The organism is Pseudomonas sp. B21-015 (genome assembly GCF_024749285.1).
Lineage (GTDB): Bacteria > Pseudomonadota > Gammaproteobacteria > Pseudomonadales > Pseudomonadaceae > Aquipseudomonas.
Window position 1 is genome coordinate 1,535,824 of record NZ_CP087196.1, and the last position, 19,457, is coordinate 1,555,280.

Below are 19,457 nucleotides of genomic sequence, written 5' to 3' on the forward strand. Positions count from 1 at the left end.
AGCCCCAAAACCAGCCGACACAGAGTGTCAGGTAAAACGCGCCTACCGGTATTGCGACTGCTGCGCAGCCGAACGGGAGCAAGCTCCCTCGCCACAGGGGTGGTCTGCATGGCTGTGTTCACAGGCGCGGCGCCGGCACTTGGTCGAGCAGTTGCCTGAGCACCTGATCGACTTCCAGCCCTTCGATGTCCAGCTCCGGGGCAATTCGCACACGGTGACGCAGCACCGCCAGGGCGCAGCCCTTGATGTCGTCGGGAATCACGAATTCGCCACCGCGCAGCAAGGCCCGAGCACGGGCGCAACGTACCAGCGCGATTGAGGCGCGTGGCCCGGCACCGAGGGTCAGTCCCGGCCAGGTCCGGGTGGTGCGGGCCAGGCGCACGGCGTAATCGAGTACCTGATCGTCCAGCGGCAGGTCGCTGGCAATGCGCTGCAAGGCCAGCACGTCCTTGGCTTGCAACACGGTGCGCAGCGGTTGCACGTCGAGCATATCGGCTCGGGTCGAACGGCTGACCTGACGCACCATGTTCAATTCCTGATCGACGTCCGGGTAGTCCATGCGCACCTTGAGCATGAAGCGGTCGAGCTCGGCTTCCGGCAACGGGTAAGTGCCTTCCTGTTCGATCGGGTTTTGTGTGGCGAGCACCATGAACGGTTGCGTGATGGGCAGGGCACGGCCCTCGAGGGTGACCTGGCGTTCCTGCATGGCTTCGAGCAGCGCTGCCTGGGTTTTCGCCGGGGCGCGGTTGATCTCGTCGGCCAATAACAGGTTGGTGAACAATGGGCCTTTGCGCAGTTTGAATTGCTCGGTCTGCAAGTCGTACACCGCGTGGCCGGTGACGTCGCTGGGCATCAGGTCCGGGGTGAACTGGATGCGTGCGAACTCGCCGCCGAAGCAGCGGGCGAGGGCGCGCACCAGCAACGTCTTGCCCAACCCCGGCACGCCTTCGAGCAGCACATGGCCGCCGGCGATCAGGGCAGTGAGCACGTCGTCGATCACGGAGTTCTGGCCGATCACGGCTTTTTGCAGTTCCGTCCTTATCGCTTGGGCCAACTGGCTGGCGCGCTGGCGCTGCTGGGCGGCGTGGGTCTGTGTGCCGGGCTCGATCTGTTCACTCATAAGGCGTTCCTCAAGGTTTGCAGGTGGGCGACCTGACGGCTGAATTCAGCGCTGGACAGCCGCTGTTTCGGTCGCGGGCTCATGGCCTGGCTGATGGCGCGTGTGGGTTGGCCAGTCAGGCGTGCGAGCACCAGCCATTGTTCGGCGACGCCGAGTTGTTCAAAACCGGGATGACGGTGACGGACACAGCGCAGAATGTCTTGCTGCAAGGCGTGCAACAGGCTGTGCTGTCCGCTGCGGCGCAGCATGAAGTCGGCGCTGGCACGCAGGTGTTCCTGAAGTTGCCGACGCGCCCTTGGGGCCGGTTCCAGCAAAGGGCCGCTGCGCACGCCGACATGCCAGCACCCCAAAGCGATCAAGGCGATCAGGGCCACCAAGGCTTGCGCGAAGTAGCGCCACAGCAAGGTCAGCAAGCTGTCGCGATCGGTATTGAACAGCAGGGTCACGTCGGTGTCGGCCGTCAGGTACCACAGCAGCCAGGCATTGTCGTACCGGTCGATGGCCGGGGTTTTCCAGAGGTCGGCGTCGGTGACCACGGTGATCGAACCCAGCCCGTGACTCAGCTGCATCATGTGCGTGGCCTTGCCACTGTTGGCCCAGGCCTGGGCGAGGTTTTTCGGATCGTCGAGGTGGAACGCCGTGTCGAAGCTGAAGTAGGCCGGTGCCTCTTCGTTTTCCAGATAGAGCTTGGTCAGTTTGGGGTAGGGGTCGTCGTCGAGATCGGGTGGCGAGTCCTTGAGGTCTTTGCTCAGGAACTGGTGCAGCTGCACCCGGTCGAGCAGCAGGTCATTGCTCTGACCGGTCTTTTCATCCCACAGGGCTTCGGCGACAAATAAAAGGCGCCCGCCGGCCCGGGTCCAGTTCAACACCTGATCCACCTGTCGCGGGGACATGTTCGACCGATCGCCGAGCAATAACAAACTGCGCCGATGAGGCTCAAGGGTCGGCAGGATGTCGAGGCTGTTGGCGTGGCTGACGGTCAGGCCCTGTTTACGCAGAAAATGCTCGGCCGCCAGGTAGGGGTTGGCCTGGGCTTCAGGGGACGGGCCGTGTTCGATTTGTACCTGATAGGGCATGGCCTTGAAATACAGGTAAACACTCAACGCGCCCAGGAGCACGGCGATGAACACGCCGACCGCCAGCCACCCCCTGCGGTTCAACGGGCCGCTCCCGGGCCGAATAGAGCGCGCCAGCCGTCACAGAGTTCCTGTTGCAAATGCGCGGGGGGCAGGCGATGCCCGTAGGCCATGTTCTGCCAGTGCCCGGTGAGGCTTTTACTGAAGGCCAGCAAGGCAGGTTGTTGCAGTTGTTCGACGCGCTGAAGCACCTCGCCTTCGGTGTCGGCGGGTTTGAGCGCCATGTTGAAGTCGTTCAGCAAGTGGCTGAGCAAGGCGCGATAGAGCAACCCGAGGGCTTCACGGGGGTGGGTCTGCCAGAGGCTTTCGGCGCTGGCCGCGACATCGGCGGGCAGGGTTTCGCGGTTGAGGTCCAGGCCGAACGCCTGCTGCGGTAACGGCCGCGCGACTTTACGGTTTAACGCTGGCCGACGGCTGACGAACGCCTGCAACCCGTCGCGGTAACGCCAGATCAACAGGCCTATGGCACCGATCACCGCGCCCCACAGCAACACTTCGATCAGGCTGGCCAATGCGCCGAAGCGTTGGCTGTCCAGCAAGCTGAACAGCGCCTTCAACCAGGCGGGCGTTTGACCATTGTCCGCAGTGTCGGCGGCGGGTTTGTCATCGCCAAACCGATAGCGGGTCAACGTTTCCTTGTTCTTGAACGGTGGCTGATCGAGGATGGCCTTGATGCTGTCCCGGGACGCCTGACTGGTCAGCGGTTGTTCCAGCAGGCGCGGGCTGTCCGGTGAAATGACCGGTTCGGCGGCCCAGACGCTTTGCGCCGTCGGCATCAGCAGGATCGCGGCCAGCAGCAGCGTGACGACTGCGCTGCTCAAGCGTTGGCGCAACCGGCGGAACACCAGCTCGATATCCCAGGCTTCAAGCACCGTGCGCCGGTTCAGGTAAAGGCTGAAACCACAGGCCACATAGACCGGTTCCCAGGCCACCAGCACCAGGGCGTAAAAAGCATTGGTCAGGTGTTCCAGCCAGAGCCAGTCCTGCACGGCGGCGGCGATCAAGGTCTGCCAGCCCCAGTCGAGTTCGATTTGCTGCGGCAAGAGCATGTAGAACAACACCATCAGGCCGATCCACAGCGCGCCTTCCAGGTGCACGCCGATGATGGTCAACCACTGCGCGGCACCGGCGTTGCGCTGCAATAGCACGCGTAAACGTTGTTGTCGTGCTTCGCCCCCCAGGCCTTCGAGTTGCACCACCGGCATCAGAAAACTGCGGCTCAGGCTCAGGCGGCGCCAGGTCAGGCTGGCCAGCAGTTGCGGTTTGAGCAGGCGCGGCCATTGGCGCAGGGCCTGTTTGAGCGTGGGCGTTTCGCCGAACATGGCTTTGGACAGGATGTACAGCGGCAGCCGGTCGAACGCCGGTTTGAGCCACCAGAACAGGAACAGGGCAAGGGAGGGCGAGTCCCACAGCATCAGGGTGAGCAGGGCGAAGATTGGCAAGGTCACGATGGCCCAGCTGGTCATCAGCAGGCGTCGATAGCGCTGACTCAGCAGCACGCCCAGGTCCATGGCTTCCCAGCTTGTGCGCGGGCGGATCACTACGCTGGCGTCACTCAGGCGCATGGCGGGTCCGTCCGGCAAACAGCAGGTAAGTCGCCATCGACACCCAGAGCGCTACGCCAACCAGGTATTTGGTCAGCGGCGCAGTTGCGGTCCGCGACGACCAGTAGGCTTCTATGAACGCCGCAATCAGTAGAAACAGCATGACCCCGCAAATCAGCGACACGCTTTTGCGCGCTGCCAGTTGCAGGGCTTCGGCCCGTGACAAACGACCCGGCGCGATCAAGGCCCAGCCCAGTTGCAGGCCGGCAGCACCGGCCAGGGCAATGGCGCTTAGCTCGAAGGCGCCATGGCCGATCACGAACGACCAGAAGGTTTGCCCGTAGCCGATGTGCGTCAGGTGCCCGGCCACGGCGCCGATCATCAAACCGTTGAAGAACAGGAAAAACGCGCTGCCCAGGCCAAACAGCAAACCGCTGGCGAAGGTCTGAAAAGCGATGCCGATGTTGTGCATGATGTAGTAACCGAACATCATCCAGTCTTCACTGGCCGCCCGTTCGGCCGAACGTCCCAAATGACCGGCGACGGGGTCGTACATGCTTTGCATTTCACTGACCTGTTCGGCCGGGATCAGGTTGTAGACCAGGTCCGGGAACAGATACACCAGCAAGGCGAAGCCGATCAGGCTGGCAAAAAACATCAGGCCGGCGGCAAGCACGAAGCGCCACTGTTCGCGCACCAGTCGCGGGAAGTCGGCCAGGATGAAACCCAGCACATTGGCACCCAGTCGGCTGCGATGCCGATAAAGCTGTTGATGCCCACGCAGCACATGCTGCTGCAATGAATCGATCAAAAAACTGCTGTAACCGCGCTCCTGAGCCAGGGCCAGGTGTTGGCAGAGCCGTCGATAGTCCTTGGGGAAACTGGCAATTCGTGAGGATTCCTTGTCTCGTTCCAGCTGTTCGAGCATGAGTGCAAACTGCTCCCATTCGGCCTTGTGGCGGCTTTCGAAAAGGTTTTGCTTCATGTGGGGCCCAACAGTCCACGGGCGATGCCGTTGAGTTCGGCCACGGTCTGTGGCTTCGATACCTGCAACGGTTGCGCGAGTATCGAGGCGAGTTCTTTGACCCGCGCCTCGGAGAGTTCACCCTGGCGTTCGGCAAACCCGAGGATGGCGCGTTGCTCGGTCAGTGTCAGCGTGAAGGCTGCGCGCCGCGGCGGGACGTCGGGTAGTTGCGGCCGGGTGAGGGGCTGTTCGCGGTAGATCACCAGCGTGCCGGCAGCCAGGTCGCCGAGGCGCTTGAAGGTGGGATGTTGCAGGCAACTGATCGCCCCGAGGAAGTAGCCGAACGGCAGCATGTCGACAAATCGCAGCAGGTTGCGCAGCAACGAAGCGGACCAGCCGATCGGCGTGCCATTGTCGTGTACCACGCGCAATCCCATCCATTGCTTGCCCGGCGAGCAGCCCTGATTGAGCACCTCGAACAGCACCATGTACCACCAGCTCACCACGAACAGCAGAATCGAGCCAAGCCCTGCACCGAGTGTTCCGAGAAACGCCAACACCATAAACAGCAGGCCCAGGATCAACCCGCGCAGGCCCAGGTCGATGGCGAATGCCAGCGCACGGACCATCAACCCGGCCGGGCGCAGCGGCAAGTCGATGCCTTCGGGCGTTTCGACCTGATACCGCGTGTCCAGTGGCGGGGCCAGCGTCGCTTTCCCTGGCAGTGCTGTGGTCTCGAGCATGGGCAACCTTGGTGTGGCTGGTTTGCGAATCGATGTCCGTCCGATGCTAGCAGTCTCTCGGGGGCAAACGACATAACTATGTAATGCACAGTGAGTGACAAGAGGTGATTGAATGACAAGATTTCTGGTCGGGGCGGCCTGTGTGCGCCTAGACTTCGCCGGTCTTCAGTTCAGGAACAGCCCGTGACTTCGATCTTCTGGTACGACTATGAAACCACTGGCATCAACCCCCGTTGCGACCGCCCGCTGCAAGTGGCGGGGATTCGCACCGACTTCGATCTCAATGAAATAGACGAGCCGGTCAACCTTTATTGCCAGCCCAGTGACGACATCCTGCCTCATCCGGCGGCCTGCACGATCACCGGTATTACGCCCGCGCGTCTGGCCGAGCAAGGGTTGAGCGAAGCCGATTTCATGACCCGGGTTCATGCTCAGCTCGCGGCGCCCGGCACCTGTGGGGCGGGGTATAACACGTTGCGTTTCGACGACGAGATGACCCGTTACAGCCTGTATCGAAACTTTTTCGACCCCTACGCACGGGAGTGGCAGGGCGGCAACAGCCGCTGGGACCTGATCGATGTGGTGCGTGCGGCGTATGCCTTGCGTCCCGATGGCCTTGTCTGGCCTACGGATGACGAAGGACGGGTGACGCTCAAACTCGAACGCTTGACCGCCGCCAATGGCATCGATCACGGGAATGCCCACGAGGCGCTGTCGGATGTTCGCGCCACGATCGCTCTGGCGCGTCTGATCCGCGAAAAGCAGCCGAAGTTGTATGACTGGCTGTTTCAGTTGCGCAGTAAACAAAAGGTGATGGATCAGATTCGGTTGTTGCAACCGATGGTGCACATTTCCGGGCGCTTTTCGGCGGCCCGCCACTATGTGGGGGTGGTATTGCCATTGGCCTGGCATCCACGTAATCGCAACGCGCTGATTGTCTGTGACCTGCACCTGGACCCTCAGGGGTTGCTCGACCTGGATGCCGAAACCTTGCGTCAGCGGCTTTACACCCGCCGGGACGAACTGGCCGAAGGCGAACTGCCGGTGCCGCTCAAGCTCATACACATCAACAAGTGCCCGGTCGTGGCGCCATTATCGGTACTTCGTCCTGACGATCAGCAACGTTTGGGGCTGGATATGGCGCTTTATCAGGGACGGGCGCTGCGGCTAAGCGACGCACAACAAGTTTGGCGGGATAAAGTGTCGGACATTTACAGTCGTGACGATTTCTCTCCGAGTCCGGACCCCGAGCAACAGTTATACGACGGTTTTATCGGTGATCGGGACCGGCGCCTATGTGAGCAAGTCAGAACCGCCGACCCTGCGCAATTAGCACAAGAGCAGTGGCCTTTCGATGATGAACGTTTGCCTGAGTTATTGTTTCGTTATCGGGCGCGCAACTTTCCCGATACGTTGAGCCTCGAGGAGCAAGAACGCTGGCGAATTTTCTGTCAGCAACGTTTGACTGCACCCGAGTGGGGCGCGCCAAATACGCTGGAAAGTTTTCTGACGGCTGCCGCCCAATTGACGATTAGTCCTACATCGTTTCAGCAAGAGGTCCTGGATGAATGGCAGATTCATGTCCAGGCATTACGCAAACGTTTGAATCTTTGAAAACGAAAATGACTTGCACTTGAATTCCGGGCATAAAAAAACGCCAGCATTTGCTGGCGTTCTTCAGGTCGCGGATCAGTCTGCGACGCGCTTGCGGCTTAGCCCAGCAGGGTAGCCCAGCCTTCAACCACGTCACCGCCCCACTTGGCTTTCCACTCTTTCAGAGTCTTGTGGTTGCCACCTTTGGTTTCGATGACTTCGCCGTTGTGCGGGTTTTTGTATTGTTTAACTTTGCGAGCACGCTTGGTGCCGGTAGTTTTTACTGCGCCGCCACGTGGCGCCTTGGTTTTGGACTCTGGATCCAACAGCGCGATGATGTCACGCAGGGATTTGGAGTATTCGCCCATCAGGGTGCGCAGTTTGCCTTCGAATTCCAGCTCGGTTTGCAGTTTGTCGTCTTGGGACAGATTCTTCAAACGGGCTTGCAGCTCTTTGATAGCTTCTTCGGTGGCGCGATATTCGTTGATCAAGGACATGAGGATTACCTTATGTTGGGCGCTGGATGACAGGGTGACAGTGCGACAATAATAGTCAGGGTGTTTCATCAAGTAAACATTTAACCGAAGTTTTACTTAAATTAATTGCGGTGAATAGGACACACATTGGAGAGACAGTTAAATAGCGTCACGAATATTCACAGTTGACCTCTTGAAGACTGGCTACAAGAGCACCATGCACTGGCGTATGGCAGCGCCGGAATCTGTGCTGCTGATCGCGATGCAAGGCCACACGTCATCAATACTGCAGTTTTGCTGCGCAATCGTTAGAATGGCGGCCTTTGCGAAGTTCTGGAGTTTCCCCCTCATGCGCACTTTTCGGCTGGTGATTGCTTGCCCGGACCGCGTCGGCATCGTTGCTAAAGTCAGTAACTTTCTGGCGTCACATAACGGCTGGATCACTGAAGCGAGCCATCACTCGGACAATCTCAGTGGCTGGTTCTTCATGCGTCACGAAATTCGTGCCGATTCGCTGCCTTTCGGTATCGAAGCCTTTCGCGAAGCGTTTGCACCGATTGCCGAAGAGTTCTCGATGGACTGGCGCATCACCGACACCGAGCAGAAGAAACGCGTGGTGTTGATGGCCAGCCGTGAGTCCCACTGCCTGGCCGATTTGTTGCACCGCTGGCACAGCGACGAACTGGACTGCGAAATCGCCTGTGTGATTTCCAACCATGACGATTTGCGCAGCATGGTCGAGTGGCACGGTATTCCTTACTACCATGTGCCGGTCAACCCGCAGAACAAGGAGCCGGCCTTCGCCGAAGTTTCGCGCCTGGTCAAACAGCACGAGGCCGAAGTGGTGGTACTTGCCCGCTACATGCAGATTCTGCCGCCTGAGTTGTGCAGCGAATATGCCCATAAAGTCATCAACATTCACCACAGCTTCCTGCCGTCGTTTGTCGGGGCCAAGCCCTATCATCAGGCTTCGATGCGCGGTGTGAAGTTGATCGGCGCCACTTGCCACTACGTGACCGAAGAGCTGGATGCCGGTCCGATCATCGAGCAGGACGTGGTGCGCGTCAGTCACAGCGACAGCATCGAAGACATGGTGCGCTTCGGTCGCGATGTCGAGAAGATGGTGCTGGCCCGCGGTCTGCGTTATCACCTGGAAGACCGAGTGCTGGTGCACGGCAACAAAACCGTCGTGTTCTGATAGCCATACGGTTGAAATTCAAAGGGCCTGGGCGCTCAATCGCTTCAGGCCCTTCGCCGTTTCTGCACTGAGGACATGACCATGGCCGATCCACTGGACAAAGCCACGTCCAAGGCACCCGCCACATTGGGGGAGGGGTGTTTGAGTCGTTATGACCCCGAGGACCTGACCCCCGAAGACGGCACGGAGTTTCCCGGTGCCGCCGAGTTGTGGGAGCAGTTGCAGGACGATTCCGACGATGAATCCGGGGGCGCCTGAAAAGATCGCAGCCTTCGGCAGCTCCTACAAGGGTTTGGCGTACACCCTGTAGGAGCTGCCGAAGGCTGCGATCTTTCAAGCTTGCTTGAACTTCATCAACTTCTTGAGCAACGGCCGCCCGAGCATCAGTAAAAATACCGGGCCACCCACCACCAGATAGAAGTAATAGGTCACTGTCCGCCAGATCAGAATGGCCGCCGCCGCGGTGGATTTGCCCACCATGGGCGCCAACAGCGCCGCCGATGTCAGTTCCGCCGCCCCGGCACCGCCCGGCAACAGACTGAATTGCCCCGCACTCAGCGACAGCATCTGGATCAGAAAGCACCAGGCCCACTGCAAATCCACGCCCAGCCCGCGCAGCGCCAGATACAGCACGCTATACCGCAAGACCCAATGCAGGCAGGTCAGGGCAAACACGGTAATCAGCGTCTGAAAGGGCAACTTCAGTGTGTCAGTGAACGCTGCCAGGAAGTGCAGAAGCTTGCGCGCCCAGCGGTGTCGAGTCGCGGTCTTGACATTGAGGCGGGCGAGCAACCGACCGCTCAGACGAATCAATGAGCGGTGGTAACGAGCCACTACCACGCAACTGACCAGCCCGCCGAACATCGAGATGGCGCTGACGGTCAGCAGCCACTCCATGCGCTGACTGAGGTGCTGGAACAGTGCATAAATCAGAATCCCGCTCAGCGCGCAGAGAAAAAACAGCAGATCGCTCAACTGGTCCATGGCGAACACGGCGCTGCCCCTGGCCGGCCGCACGCCGTGGCGCGCCAGCAGGGCCATGATGGTCAGCGGTCCGCCACTGCCGCCGGGCGTGGCGCAGTAGGCGAACTCGGCGGACATCACCACCCCGAGGCTTTTGAGGCGGCTCACCTTGGCGCGCTGATCGCCCAGCAACAGGCGCAAGCGCAGGGTATTGAGCCCCCAGCACAGCAGGATCATGCCGAACATGATCAGCAGCCATTCCAGCGGAAAGCGTTGCAGCCGCGACCATGTCTCGCCGCCGCCCAGCAACGAGGGGATAAGCACCGCAGCGAGCAGGGCGACGACCAGCACAATCCCGCGGCTCATGCGGCGCGACCGACGGTGTCGTCTTGCAGTGCCAGCCAGTTGGCCTTGGTCATCGGCACACGGCCCTCGTCGAGCAAACGCTTGAGGAGTTGCAGCCAATAATGACGCGAGAGCTCATGGCGCATGTCCACCGGGTGCAGGCCGAGACGAATCACCGGTGCCTGGCGCCAACGTTGTTCGCGCTGATCGCTGACCAGCTTCGACAGGCCTCGGCGCCAGGCACTGCGAGCGCTCCAGACCAGGCTCGGGGCATCGATCGCGGTGAAATCCGGCAGACGATACAGATGCTGCAAATCGCTGGTGTAGCGCAGCGGCAACTGGCGCAGCGCCTGGCGGGTGCCTTCGCTCATCAGCCAGGCCGGGGCGACGAAACCTTCCAGTGGCCAGTGATAACGATGGAACATTTCGATTCCGGCGCGCAGGCGAGCGAGGGCGGCGTCCAGGGGCAGGTTGTAGAACTCGCCTTCATGGGTGTAGATCCGGCGCATGAACCAGTCTCGGGGAGTGCCGGGGATCGGTCCTTCATCGCAATGGAAGTAACCGTGCAATGCCAGTTCGTCGCCGCGCGCGACACGGCTGCTCAGCACCTGTCGAAACCCCGGATGCGTATCCAGATCGTTGTGTTTATGGAAGTCCGGCACCACCAGCCAGGTCATCGGCACCTCGCCCAACGCGTCGACGGCTTCGACGAAAGCCTGGTAATCGGGCCAGGTGTGCGGCGCTGTGTCGTGCAACACCAGTAACAGGCTGCGTGCGTTCATGGGCTCAACCATTGGCGGTCAGCGGCCATTGAGTGCCGAGTACGGCGTGATAGTGGCCCAACAGGCTGTCGACCACGGTGTCCCAGGCGTAATGCCGCTCGACATGGCTGCGGGCTTGTTTGCCCCGTGCGGCGCTGCCCTGGCTGAACAGCTCGCGTACGGCGTTGGCCATCGCCACTGGATTGTCCGGCGCGCAGAGCAGGCCGCATTGATCGGTGACAATTTCCTGAAAGGCCCCGGCCGCCACGGCCACCACCGGAATGCCACTGGCCATGGCTTCAAGGACCACCAGGCCAAAGGTTTCCTGATCACCGGCATGCACCAGCGCATCGGCGCTGGCCATCAAGCGTGCGATTTGCGCCGCCGGGCAGAACTCATCGAGGACAGTGACGTTGCGCGGCACCAGGGTTGGCATCGACGAGCCCACCAGCAGCAGGTGATAGCGACGACCCAGGCGTTTCATGCAATTGAGTAGCACTGGCAGGTTTTTTTCCTTGGAACCACGGCCGGCGAAGATCAGCAGGTGAGTGTTTTCATCGATGCCCAATTCAGCCCGTAAACCTGTATCCCGTTTACTGGGGTTGAACGTTTGCAGGTCGACGCCCAGCGGTTGTACGAAAACGTTCTTCACCCCCAGCCCGATCAGTTTGTCGGCCATGACCTGGCTCGGCGCCAGAACCCGGTCGAAGTTGCCATAGAGTTTGCTGACATAAGCTTCGACATTGGGGGTAACCCAGTTGCCCATGCGATTGCTGACCAGCATCGGCAGGTCGGAGTGATAAAAGCCGATCACCGGCACATCGAGTTGCCGCTTGGCGTCCAACGCAGCCCAGGCAGTCAGGTAAGGGTCGCCGGCTTCGATCAGGTCAGGCTGCAAATCCTGCAGAACATTGCGCCACGGCGCGAGACGGAGGGGGAAGCGATAACCCTTGCCAAAAGGAAGGGCAGGGGCTGGAACGGTGTAGACACCATCCTGTTCACTCAAATGGGCCCCGGGGATCAGCAAGCTATGGCGAATGCCGGGTTTGATGCCCAGGCGACGATGTTTGGCATCCAGATAAGTGCGCACGCCACCGCTGGCAGGGGCGTAGAACATGGTGATGTCAGCGATATGCACGATGAACATTCCTCCGGGGCCGTTGATCTCCTTTGGTTGACCTATATGAAGGATAGATGTTCGATTGGGGTTTTGCGGAGGGGGTGTCAGCGGGGTTTTGCGGGGCTTTACAGATCGCTATCGCGAGCAGACTCGCTCCCACACTGGATCTGTTGTGAACACATTATTTGTGAACAACGAAGATCAAGTGTGGGAGCGAGCCTGCTCGCGATTGGGGCCTGTCAAACGTTCTAGATGCGGAAACTGCCCACCAACTGCTTCAATCGCGAAGCCTGTTGCTCAAGGTCCGAGCACGCCCGCAAGGTCGATTGCAGGTTTTCCACGCCTTCCTGGTTCAGCGTGTTGATCTCGGTGATATCCACGTTGATCGACTCGACCACTGCGGTTTGTTCCTCGGTCGCCGTCGCCACCGACTGGTTCATCCCGTCGATTTCGCCGATGCGCAACGTCACGCTGTTCAGGCGCTCGCCGGCCAGGTTGGCGATTTCCACGCTGTCCTGGCTGTGACGCTGGCTGTCGCTCATGGTGCTGACGGATTCGCGGGCGCCGACTTGCAGCTCCTCGATCATGGTCTGCACCTGTTGCGCCGACTCCTGCGTGCGGTGCGCCAGGTTGCGCACCTCGTCGGCCACCACGGCAAAACCGCGCCCGGCTTCACCGGCCCGCGCCGCTTCGATGGCGGCGTTGAGCGCCAGCAGGTTGGTTTGCTGGGAGATGCTGGTGATCACTTCGAGAATCTGCCCGATGTTCACGGTTTTGCTGTTCAGCGATTCGATGTTGGTGCTCGAGGCGCTGAGCATGCTCGACAGCTGATTCATCGCGGCAATGCTGCGATCCACCACTTGCTGGCCGTCTTCGGCCAGGCTGCGGGCATCGCTGGCCTGATTCGACGCTTGGGCGGCGTTACGGGCGATTTCCTGGGCGGCGGCGCCGAGCTGGTTGATCGCTGCGGCCACGCTGCTGGTACGCGAAGCTTGCTGGTCGGAATTGAACATCGACGAGTTCGAGGCCGCCACCACCCGCAAGGCCACTTCGTTGACCTGACCGGTGGCCGAGGACACTTCGCGGATCGATGTATGAACCCGTTCCACGAAACGGTTGAACGCCGTGCCAAGGATGCCGAATTCGTCCTGATTCTGGATGGTCAGGCGTTTGGTCAGGTCGCCTTCACCGTCGGCGATGTCTTCCATGGCGCGGGTCATCACGTGCAGCGGCTGGATCAGCAGGCGGATCAGCATGCCCAGCAAGCCAATGATGATGGCCACGGCAATCAGGGTCGCGATGATCGCCGAGGTGCGGAATTCGCTGAGCATGGAGAAGGCTTTGTCCTTGTCCACCGACAGGCCGATGTACCAATTGACCGACGGCAAGCCTTTGATCGGGGTGAAAGAGACGATGCGGGTTTTGCCGTCGACGTCCACTTCAGTGAAGCTGCTGCTAATGCGTGGGGTATTTTTCGGGTACGCCTCGCTCAGGGACTTCATCACCATGGCTTTGTCCGGATGAACCAGGATCTTGCCGTCGGCGCTGACCAGAAAGGCATAGCCCATGCCGCCGAAATCACGCGCGATCAGGGTGTCGATCAGGGTTTGCAGGCTCAAGTCACCGCCTACCACCCCCACGCTTTTCCCCGATTTTTTCGAAGCGGTGGCAATGGAGATGATGGTTTGACCGGTCGCCGCATCTACGTAAGGTTCGGTCAGCGTCGAGCCGTTGCTGTTTTCCGCGCCTTTGTACCAAGGGCGAACTCTGGGATCGTAGCCGTCCGGCATCTTGGAGTCAGGGCGGTTGATGAAGTTGCCGCTGGCATCACCCAGGTACCTGGCCATGAAGGTCGATGCCAAAGCATTTTGTTCAAGCAGACTGACGACGTTGGATTGTTCGGGGTTGATGGCAATGTTTTGAGCGAGGTTCTCTACCAGCAGGATACGACCGGCCAGCCAACTCTGGATGTTGTTGGCGGTGACGTCTCCCATCTCGGTGAGATAGTTATCCAGATCTTCACGAATCGCATTGCGCTGCAAATAGTCGTTGTACAGCGTGAACGAGGCGAATGCGGCGATAACGATCAGGGCGGCGGCAAGCAGTATCTTATGGCTGAAGCGCAGGTTTTTGTTCATGGCTTGGGGGTCCGCTAAAGTCTTAATGTCCAGGGCGTGCTTTTATAAAGGCGCGCAAAATGGGCAGTGTTGAAAGTAAGCTGATATTTCCGTCTCTCCTTAGGGAATTACCGACGCTATTTTCAGTCTGGTCTCTCGGTTGTTATCGGCCATGAAGGATCAAAGATTAACCATGGGTGACAAAATGCCTGACTCATCGCAACTCGTTATCGGCGCCGACCTCGCGGGCCAGCCAATCGCCCAGGCCATGCGCCTGGCGAACCGTCATGGCCTGGTGGCGGGCGCTACCGGCACCGGTAAAACCGTCACGTTGCAGCGTCTGGCCGAAGCCTTCAGCGATGCTGGCGTGGCGGTGTTCGCGGCGGACATCAAAGGCGACTTGTGCGGGCTGGGCGCCGTCGGCAACCCTCAAGGCAAGGTCGCGGAGCGGATCGCCGGCATGCCCTGGCTGAACCATAAGCCTCAGGCGTATCCGGTGACTTTGTGGGACATTCAAGGTCAGTCCGGGCATCCATTGCGCACCACCTTGAGCGAAATGGGGCCGTTGCTGCTCGGCAGCCTGCTGGAGCTGACCGACAGTCAGCAGTCGGCACTCTATGCCGCCTTCAAAGTGGCCGACCGCGAAGGGCTGTTGCTGCTGGATTTGAAGGATTTGAAGGCACTGCTCAATCATTTGCGTGATAACCCCGAATTGCTGGGGGATGACGCGGCGCTGATGACCACCGGTTCCAGCCAGGCCCTGTTGCGCCGTTTGGCGACGCTGGAACAGCAGGGCGCTGAAGCGTTATTCGGCGAACCGGCGCTGCAGCTGGAAGACATGTTGCAACCGGCCGTGGATGGTCGCGGGCGCATTCACTTGCTCGATGCCAGCCGTCTGGTGCACGAAGCGCCGAAGGTCTACGCGACGTTCCTGCTGTGGTTGCTGGCCGAACTGTTCGAGCAGCTGCCAGAGCGCGGCGATGCCGAGAAACCGCTGCTGGCGCTGTTTTTCGACGAAGCGCACTTGTTGTTCGCCGGTACGCCCAAGGCGTTGCAGGATCGTCTGGAACAAGTGGTGCGGCTGATCCGTTCGAAAGGCGTGGGGGTGTATTTCGTCACCCAATCGCCGGGGGATTTGCCGGATGATGTACTGGCTCAGCTGGGCTTGCGTATTCAGCATGGTTTGCGCGCGTTCACCGCCAAAGAGCAGAAGTCCCTGCGCGCGGTGGCCGAGGGCTTCCGGCCGAACCCTGCGTTTGACGCCTTGTCGGTGTTGACCGAACTGGGGATCGGCGAGGCGCTGGTCGGCACCTTGCAGGACAAGGGCACACCGGCGATGGTCCAGCGGGTATTGGTTGCACCGCCGCAGTCGCGGATCGGGCCGCTGACCGAGACTGAGCGCACGGTGCTGATCGGCGGTTCGCCCTTCAAGGGGCGTTACGACAAACCGATCGATCGCGAATCGGCTTATGAAGTGCTGATGGGGCGTAAAGGGCTGGCGCCGGATCCCGAGGCCGCGCCGGGCAAACCTGCACCTGAGGAGCCGAGTCTTGCCGACAAGGCCGGGGAGTTCCTCGGCACGGCGGCGGGGCAGGCGCTGAAATCGGCGATGCGACAGGCGGCGAATCAATTGGGCCGACAATTGGTGCGGGGGTTGATGGGCTCATTGCTCGGCGGCAGCAAGCGCCGCTGACAAGTGGGCAATCAAAATGTGGGAGCGAGCCTGCTCGCGATTGCGGCCTGACATTCAACACATGTGTTGACTGATACACCGCTATCGCGAGCAGGCTCGCTCCCACATGGGTTCTAAGTCATGCCTTGGGTTTGGCGTGCGCCGCCAGGCGTTCGAGGGCCGCCCGCAGATTTGGGTCGGTAATCCCGTCGGCCGTCGCCTGAATGGTCGCCGCCGCGTCCGTCGACAAATCCATGGTATGTCCCACCGCCCCTTGCTGAACCGTGGGCGGCTGCACCTTGAACAGAATCCGCGTCAGGCTGGCGAATTCGTCGAACAGCTGTAACTGTCGTTGCAGACGCTTTTGCTGATAACGCAGGCGAGTGGCCCAGTGCCCATCGGTGACAATCAGCAATAAACTGCCTTCACGCCACGATGCCACATGGCAATGCTCGCGGGCAGCCGGCTGCAGCTGGCTTTCCACCAGGCGTTGTAAATGACCCAGGCGTTGAGCGTGGCCGAAGATGGCTTTCAGCGGTTTGGCTTCGCGAAGCAGAACGGCGGGTGCTCTGGCCGTGAGAGGGCGAAATGCCATGATCGAACACCTGAAGTAACAGAGCGGCCATGGTAACAGAAAGCACCCCTTGCCCCCGACCCATTGCTTTGGGAGCGCTTTACCCATTAAATCAACGAGTAACTTGTACCCTCGATGGGTTGAAGTTCAGCCAAAAGCCCTTATTTTAAGTGAGCCCCGTCATAGCGCAGTGCATGCATCGTGGAATAACGCCACTTTCCTCACCATCGTTTCCGGGTAGAATGCTCGTTCGCATGCGGCCATGAGGGCTGCTCGGGCGACTCACGGGGCCGCCCTCCATCCCTTTAGTGTGGAAGATCCTGCCGATATGTTTGCGCCTTTGTTAAAGAAACTTTTTGGAAGCAAGAACGAGCGTGAAGTCAAACGCATGCTCAAGACGGTGCAACTCGTCAATGCCTTCGAAGAGCAAATGGTGGCCCTTTCGGACGATCAATTGCGTGCCAAGACAGACGAGTTCAAGGCCCGCATCGCCAAAGGGGAAACCCTCGACAAGCTGCTGCCAGAAGCCTTTGCGGTCGCCCGCGAAGCCGGTAAGCGCGTCATGGGTATGCGCCACTTCGATGTCCAGCTGATCGGCGGCATGACCTTGCATGAAGGCATGATCGCGGAAATGCGTACCGGTGAAGGCAAGACCCTGGTGGCAACACTGGGCGTTTACCTCAATGCGCTGTCCGGCAAGGGCGTGCATGTTGTGACGGTGAACGACTACCTGGCCCGCCGTGACGCCAACTGGATGCGTCCGCTCTACGAATTCCTCGGCATGACGGTCGGCGTGGTCACGCCGTTCCAGCCGCCGGAAGAGAAACGCGCCGCTTACGCCGCCGACATCACCTACGGCACCAACAACGAATTCGGTTTCGACTACCTGCGCGACAACATGGCGTTCAGCATGGAAGAAAAATTCCAGCGCGAACTCAATTTTGCCGTGATCGACGAAGTCGACTCCATCCTCATCGACGAAGCCCGCACCCCGCTGATCATCTCCGGTCAGGCCGAGGACAGCTCCAAGCTGTACATCGAGATCAACAAACTGATCCCGCAGCTGCAATTGCACGTCGAAGAAGTCGAAGGCGAAGTCACCAAGGCCGGCCACTACACCGTCGATGAGAAGACCCGTCAGGTCGAGCTCAACGAAGCCGGTCACCAGTTCATCGAAGACATGCTCACCCGCGTCGGCCTGCTGGCTGAAGGCGAGAGCCTGTACTCGGCGCATAACCTGGGCTTGCTGACTCACGTCTATGCCGGCTTGCGTGCGCACAAACTGTTCAATCGCAACGTCGAATACATCGTGCAGGACGGCCAGGTGGTGCTGGTCGACGAACACACCGGCCGTACCATGCCGGGTCGCCGTTTGTCCGAAGGCCTGCACCAGGCCATCGAAGCCAAGGAAAACCTGAACATCCAGGCCGAGAGCCAGACCTTGGCGTCGACCACGTTCCAGAACTACTTCCGTCTGTACAACAAGCTGTCCGGCATGACCGGTACCGCGGACACCGAAGCGTTCGAATTCCATCAGATCTATGGCCTGCAGGTCATGGTGATCCCGCCGAACAAGCCGTTGGCGCGTAAAGACTACAACGACCTGGTGTTCCTGACCGCCGATGAGAAATACGCGGCGATCATCAACGACATCAAGGAATGCATGACCCAGGGCCGTCCGGTGCTGGTGGGTACCGCCACCATCGAAACGTCCGAGCACATGTCCGGCCTGCTCCAGAAGGAAGGCATCGAACACAAGGTTCTGAACGCCAAGTTCCACGAAAAAGAAGCCGAAATCATCGCTCAGGCCGGTCGCCCGGGCGCACTGACCATCGCCACCAACATGGCTGGTCGTGGTACCGACATCCTGTTGGGCGGTAACTGGGAAGTGGAAGTCGCGACCCTGGAAAACCCGACCCCTGAGCAGATTGCCCAGATCAAGGCCGACTGGCAGAAACGTCACCAGCAAGTGCTGGAGTCGGGCGGTTTGCAGGTGATCGCTTCCGAGCGTCACGAATCGCGCCGTATCGACAACCAGTTGCGTGGTCGTGCCGGTCGTCAGGGCGACGCCGGCTCCAGCCGTTTCTACCTGTCGCTGGAAGACAGCCTGATGCGCATCTTCGCCTCTGACCGGGTGAAGAACTTCATGAAGGCGCTGGGCATGCAGTCCGGTGAAGCGATCGAGCATCGCATGGTGACCAACGCCATCGAGAAGGCTCAGCGCAAGGTTGAAGGCCGCAACTTCGACATCCGTAAACAACTGCTCGAGTTCGACGACGTCAACAACGAACAACGTAAAGTGATCTATCACATGCGTAACAGTTTGTTGGCCGCCGACAACATCGGTGAAACCATCGCCGATTTCCGTCAGGACGTGCTCAACGCAACCGTCAGTGCACACATTCCACCGCAATCGCTGCCTGAGCAGTGGGACGTGGCCGGTCTGGAAGCGGCGTTGCAGAGCGACTTCGGTGTGGCGCTGCCGATCCAGCAATGGCTCGACGAAGACGACCACCTGTACGAAGAGACCCTGCGCGAGAAGCTGCTCAACGAACTGATCGCGGCGTACAACGAGAAAGAAGACCAGGCCGGTGCCGAAGCACTGCGCTCCTTCGAGAAGCAAATCGTGCTGCGCGTGCTCGACGACCTGTGGAAAGACCACCTGTCGACCATGGATCACCTGCGCCACGGCATCCACTTGCGTGGTTATGCGCAGAAGAACCCGAAGCAGGAATACAAGCGCGAGTCCTTCACCTTGTTCTCCGAGCTGCTGGATTCGATCAAGCGCGACTCGATCCGTGTGCTGTCGCACGTTCAGGTTCGCCGCGAAGATCCGATCGAAGAAGAGGCACGTCTGCGTCAGGAAGCCGAGGCGCTGGCTGCGCGCATGCAGTTCCAGCACGACGAAGCGCCTGGCCTTGAGCAGCCGGAAGTGTTGGGTGAAGAGGTCGATGTCGCCCTCGCCACCGCACCGGTACGCAACGAGCAGAAACTGGGCCGCAACGAGCTGTGCTACTGCGGTTCGGGCAAGAAGTTCAAGCATTGCCACGGGCAGATCCAGTAAAACCCGTTTCAAACGCTGAAATACCCGCGCCGCGACCGGCTTATGCCGTCGCGGCGTTTTGCCATTT

At 60.1% G+C, this 19,457-nt stretch carries 16 protein-coding genes; 5 read left to right on the plus strand and 11 right to left on the minus strand.

Annotation, left to right across the window (positions count from 1 at the left end):
- Nucleotides 1-118 precede the first annotated feature (118 nt).
- The 5 genes from LOY38_RS06945 to LOY38_RS06965 are packed head-to-tail and all read right to left on the minus strand — an operon-like array spanning nucleotide 119 to nucleotide 5,507.
- The gene (locus LOY38_RS06945) at nucleotides 119-1,120 is read right to left on the minus strand and encodes a MoxR family ATPase (protein ID WP_258699381.1); all 1,002 of its coding nucleotides are present in this window, start codon (nucleotides 1,118-1,120) and stop codon (nucleotides 119-121) included.
- On the minus strand, nucleotides 1,117-2,280 hold the full coding sequence (locus LOY38_RS06950; RefSeq protein ID WP_258699382.1) for a DUF4350 domain-containing protein: 1,164 nt from the start codon (nucleotides 2,278-2,280) through the stop codon (nucleotides 1,117-1,119). Before LOY38_RS06950 ends, LOY38_RS06945 begins: the two co-directional genes overlap by 4 nt.
- Entirely contained in the window at nucleotides 2,277-3,821 is a 1,545-nt protein-coding gene (locus LOY38_RS06955) for a DUF4129 domain-containing protein (RefSeq protein WP_258699383.1), read from the minus strand. The genes LOY38_RS06950 and LOY38_RS06955 overlap by 4 nt, the downstream gene beginning before the upstream one ends.
- Entirely contained in the window at nucleotides 3,808-4,785 is a 978-nt protein-coding gene (locus LOY38_RS06960; RefSeq protein ID WP_258699384.1) for a stage II sporulation protein M, read from the minus strand. Before LOY38_RS06960 ends, LOY38_RS06955 begins: the two co-directional genes overlap by 14 nt.
- Nucleotides 4,782-5,507 carry an RDD family protein gene (locus tag LOY38_RS06965; protein ID WP_258699385.1) on the minus strand — a complete coding sequence of 242 codons (726 nt, stop codon included), beginning with the start codon at nucleotides 5,505-5,507 and terminating at the stop codon, nucleotides 4,782-4,784. Before LOY38_RS06965 ends, LOY38_RS06960 begins: the two co-directional genes overlap by 4 nt.
- 183 nt (nucleotides 5,508-5,690) lie before the next feature.
- Here LOY38_RS06965 and sbcB point away from each other — a divergent pair, with 183 nt between their 5' ends.
- Nucleotides 5,691-7,121, plus strand: coding sequence for an exodeoxyribonuclease I (gene sbcB, locus LOY38_RS06970; protein ID WP_258699386.1), 1,431 nt, complete (start codon nucleotides 5,691-5,693; stop codon nucleotides 7,119-7,121).
- Nucleotides 7,122-7,219: 98 nt separating this feature from the next.
- On the opposite strand, the gene mvaT is transcribed toward sbcB, so the two are convergent.
- The gene (gene mvaT / locus LOY38_RS06975; protein WP_007933316.1) at nucleotides 7,220-7,597 is read right to left on the minus strand and encodes a histone-like nucleoid-structuring protein MvaT; all 378 of its coding nucleotides are present in this window, start codon (nucleotides 7,595-7,597) and stop codon (nucleotides 7,220-7,222) included.
- A gap of 328 nt (nucleotides 7,598-7,925) precedes the next feature.
- Between mvaT and purU the strand changes: the two genes are divergently transcribed.
- Together purU and LOY38_RS06985 are read left to right on the plus strand one after the other, a co-directional pair.
- Complete coding sequence (gene purU, locus LOY38_RS06980; RefSeq protein ID WP_007903852.1) at nucleotides 7,926-8,774, plus strand: formyltetrahydrofolate deformylase; 849 nt, start codon at nucleotides 7,926-7,928, stop codon at nucleotides 8,772-8,774.
- 81 nt (nucleotides 8,775-8,855) lie between these two features.
- Nucleotides 8,856-9,032 carry a hypothetical protein gene (locus tag LOY38_RS06985; protein ID WP_258699387.1) on the plus strand — a complete coding sequence of 59 codons (177 nt, stop codon included), beginning with the start codon at nucleotides 8,856-8,858 and terminating at the stop codon, nucleotides 9,030-9,032.
- Between the two features lie 75 nt (nucleotides 9,033-9,107).
- Here LOY38_RS06985 and LOY38_RS06990 read toward each other — a convergent pair whose 3' ends face one another.
- The 4 genes from LOY38_RS06990 to LOY38_RS07005 form a co-directional block, all read right to left on the minus strand.
- Nucleotides 9,108-10,103, minus strand: coding sequence for a lysylphosphatidylglycerol synthase transmembrane domain-containing protein (locus LOY38_RS06990; protein ID WP_258699388.1), 996 nt, complete (start codon nucleotides 10,101-10,103; stop codon nucleotides 9,108-9,110).
- Nucleotides 10,100-10,876 (minus strand): polysaccharide deacetylase family protein, encoded by a 777-nt coding sequence (locus LOY38_RS06995; RefSeq protein ID WP_258699389.1) that lies wholly within the window; start codon nucleotides 10,874-10,876, stop codon nucleotides 10,100-10,102. The genes LOY38_RS06990 and LOY38_RS06995 overlap by 4 nt, the downstream gene beginning before the upstream one ends.
- Complete coding sequence (locus LOY38_RS07000) at nucleotides 10,869-11,990, minus strand: glycosyltransferase family 1 protein (RefSeq protein ID WP_258699390.1); 1,122 nt, start codon at nucleotides 11,988-11,990, stop codon at nucleotides 10,869-10,871. Before LOY38_RS07000 ends, LOY38_RS06995 begins: the two co-directional genes overlap by 8 nt.
- A 221-nt stretch (nucleotides 11,991-12,211) precedes the next feature.
- The gene (locus LOY38_RS07005; protein ID WP_258699391.1) at nucleotides 12,212-14,101 is read right to left on the minus strand and encodes a methyl-accepting chemotaxis protein; all 1,890 of its coding nucleotides are present in this window, start codon (nucleotides 14,099-14,101) and stop codon (nucleotides 12,212-12,214) included.
- Between the two features lie 184 nt (nucleotides 14,102-14,285).
- Here LOY38_RS07005 and LOY38_RS07010 point away from each other — a divergent pair, with 184 nt between their 5' ends.
- On the plus strand, nucleotides 14,286-15,773 hold the full coding sequence (locus tag LOY38_RS07010; protein WP_258699392.1) for a DUF853 domain-containing protein: 1,488 nt from the start codon (nucleotides 14,286-14,288) through the stop codon (nucleotides 15,771-15,773).
- A gap of 118 nt (nucleotides 15,774-15,891) precedes the next feature.
- On the opposite strand, the gene LOY38_RS07015 is transcribed toward LOY38_RS07010, so the two are convergent.
- Nucleotides 15,892-16,347, minus strand: coding sequence for a DUF721 domain-containing protein (locus tag LOY38_RS07015; protein WP_253416480.1), 456 nt, complete (start codon nucleotides 16,345-16,347; stop codon nucleotides 15,892-15,894).
- Between the two features lie 307 nt (nucleotides 16,348-16,654).
- Between LOY38_RS07015 and secA the strand changes: the two genes are divergently transcribed.
- Nucleotides 16,655-19,390 (plus strand): preprotein translocase subunit SecA, encoded by a 2,736-nt coding sequence (gene secA / locus LOY38_RS07020; RefSeq protein ID WP_258699393.1) that lies wholly within the window; start codon nucleotides 16,655-16,657, stop codon nucleotides 19,388-19,390.
- Nucleotides 19,391-19,457: the final 67 nt, after the last annotated feature.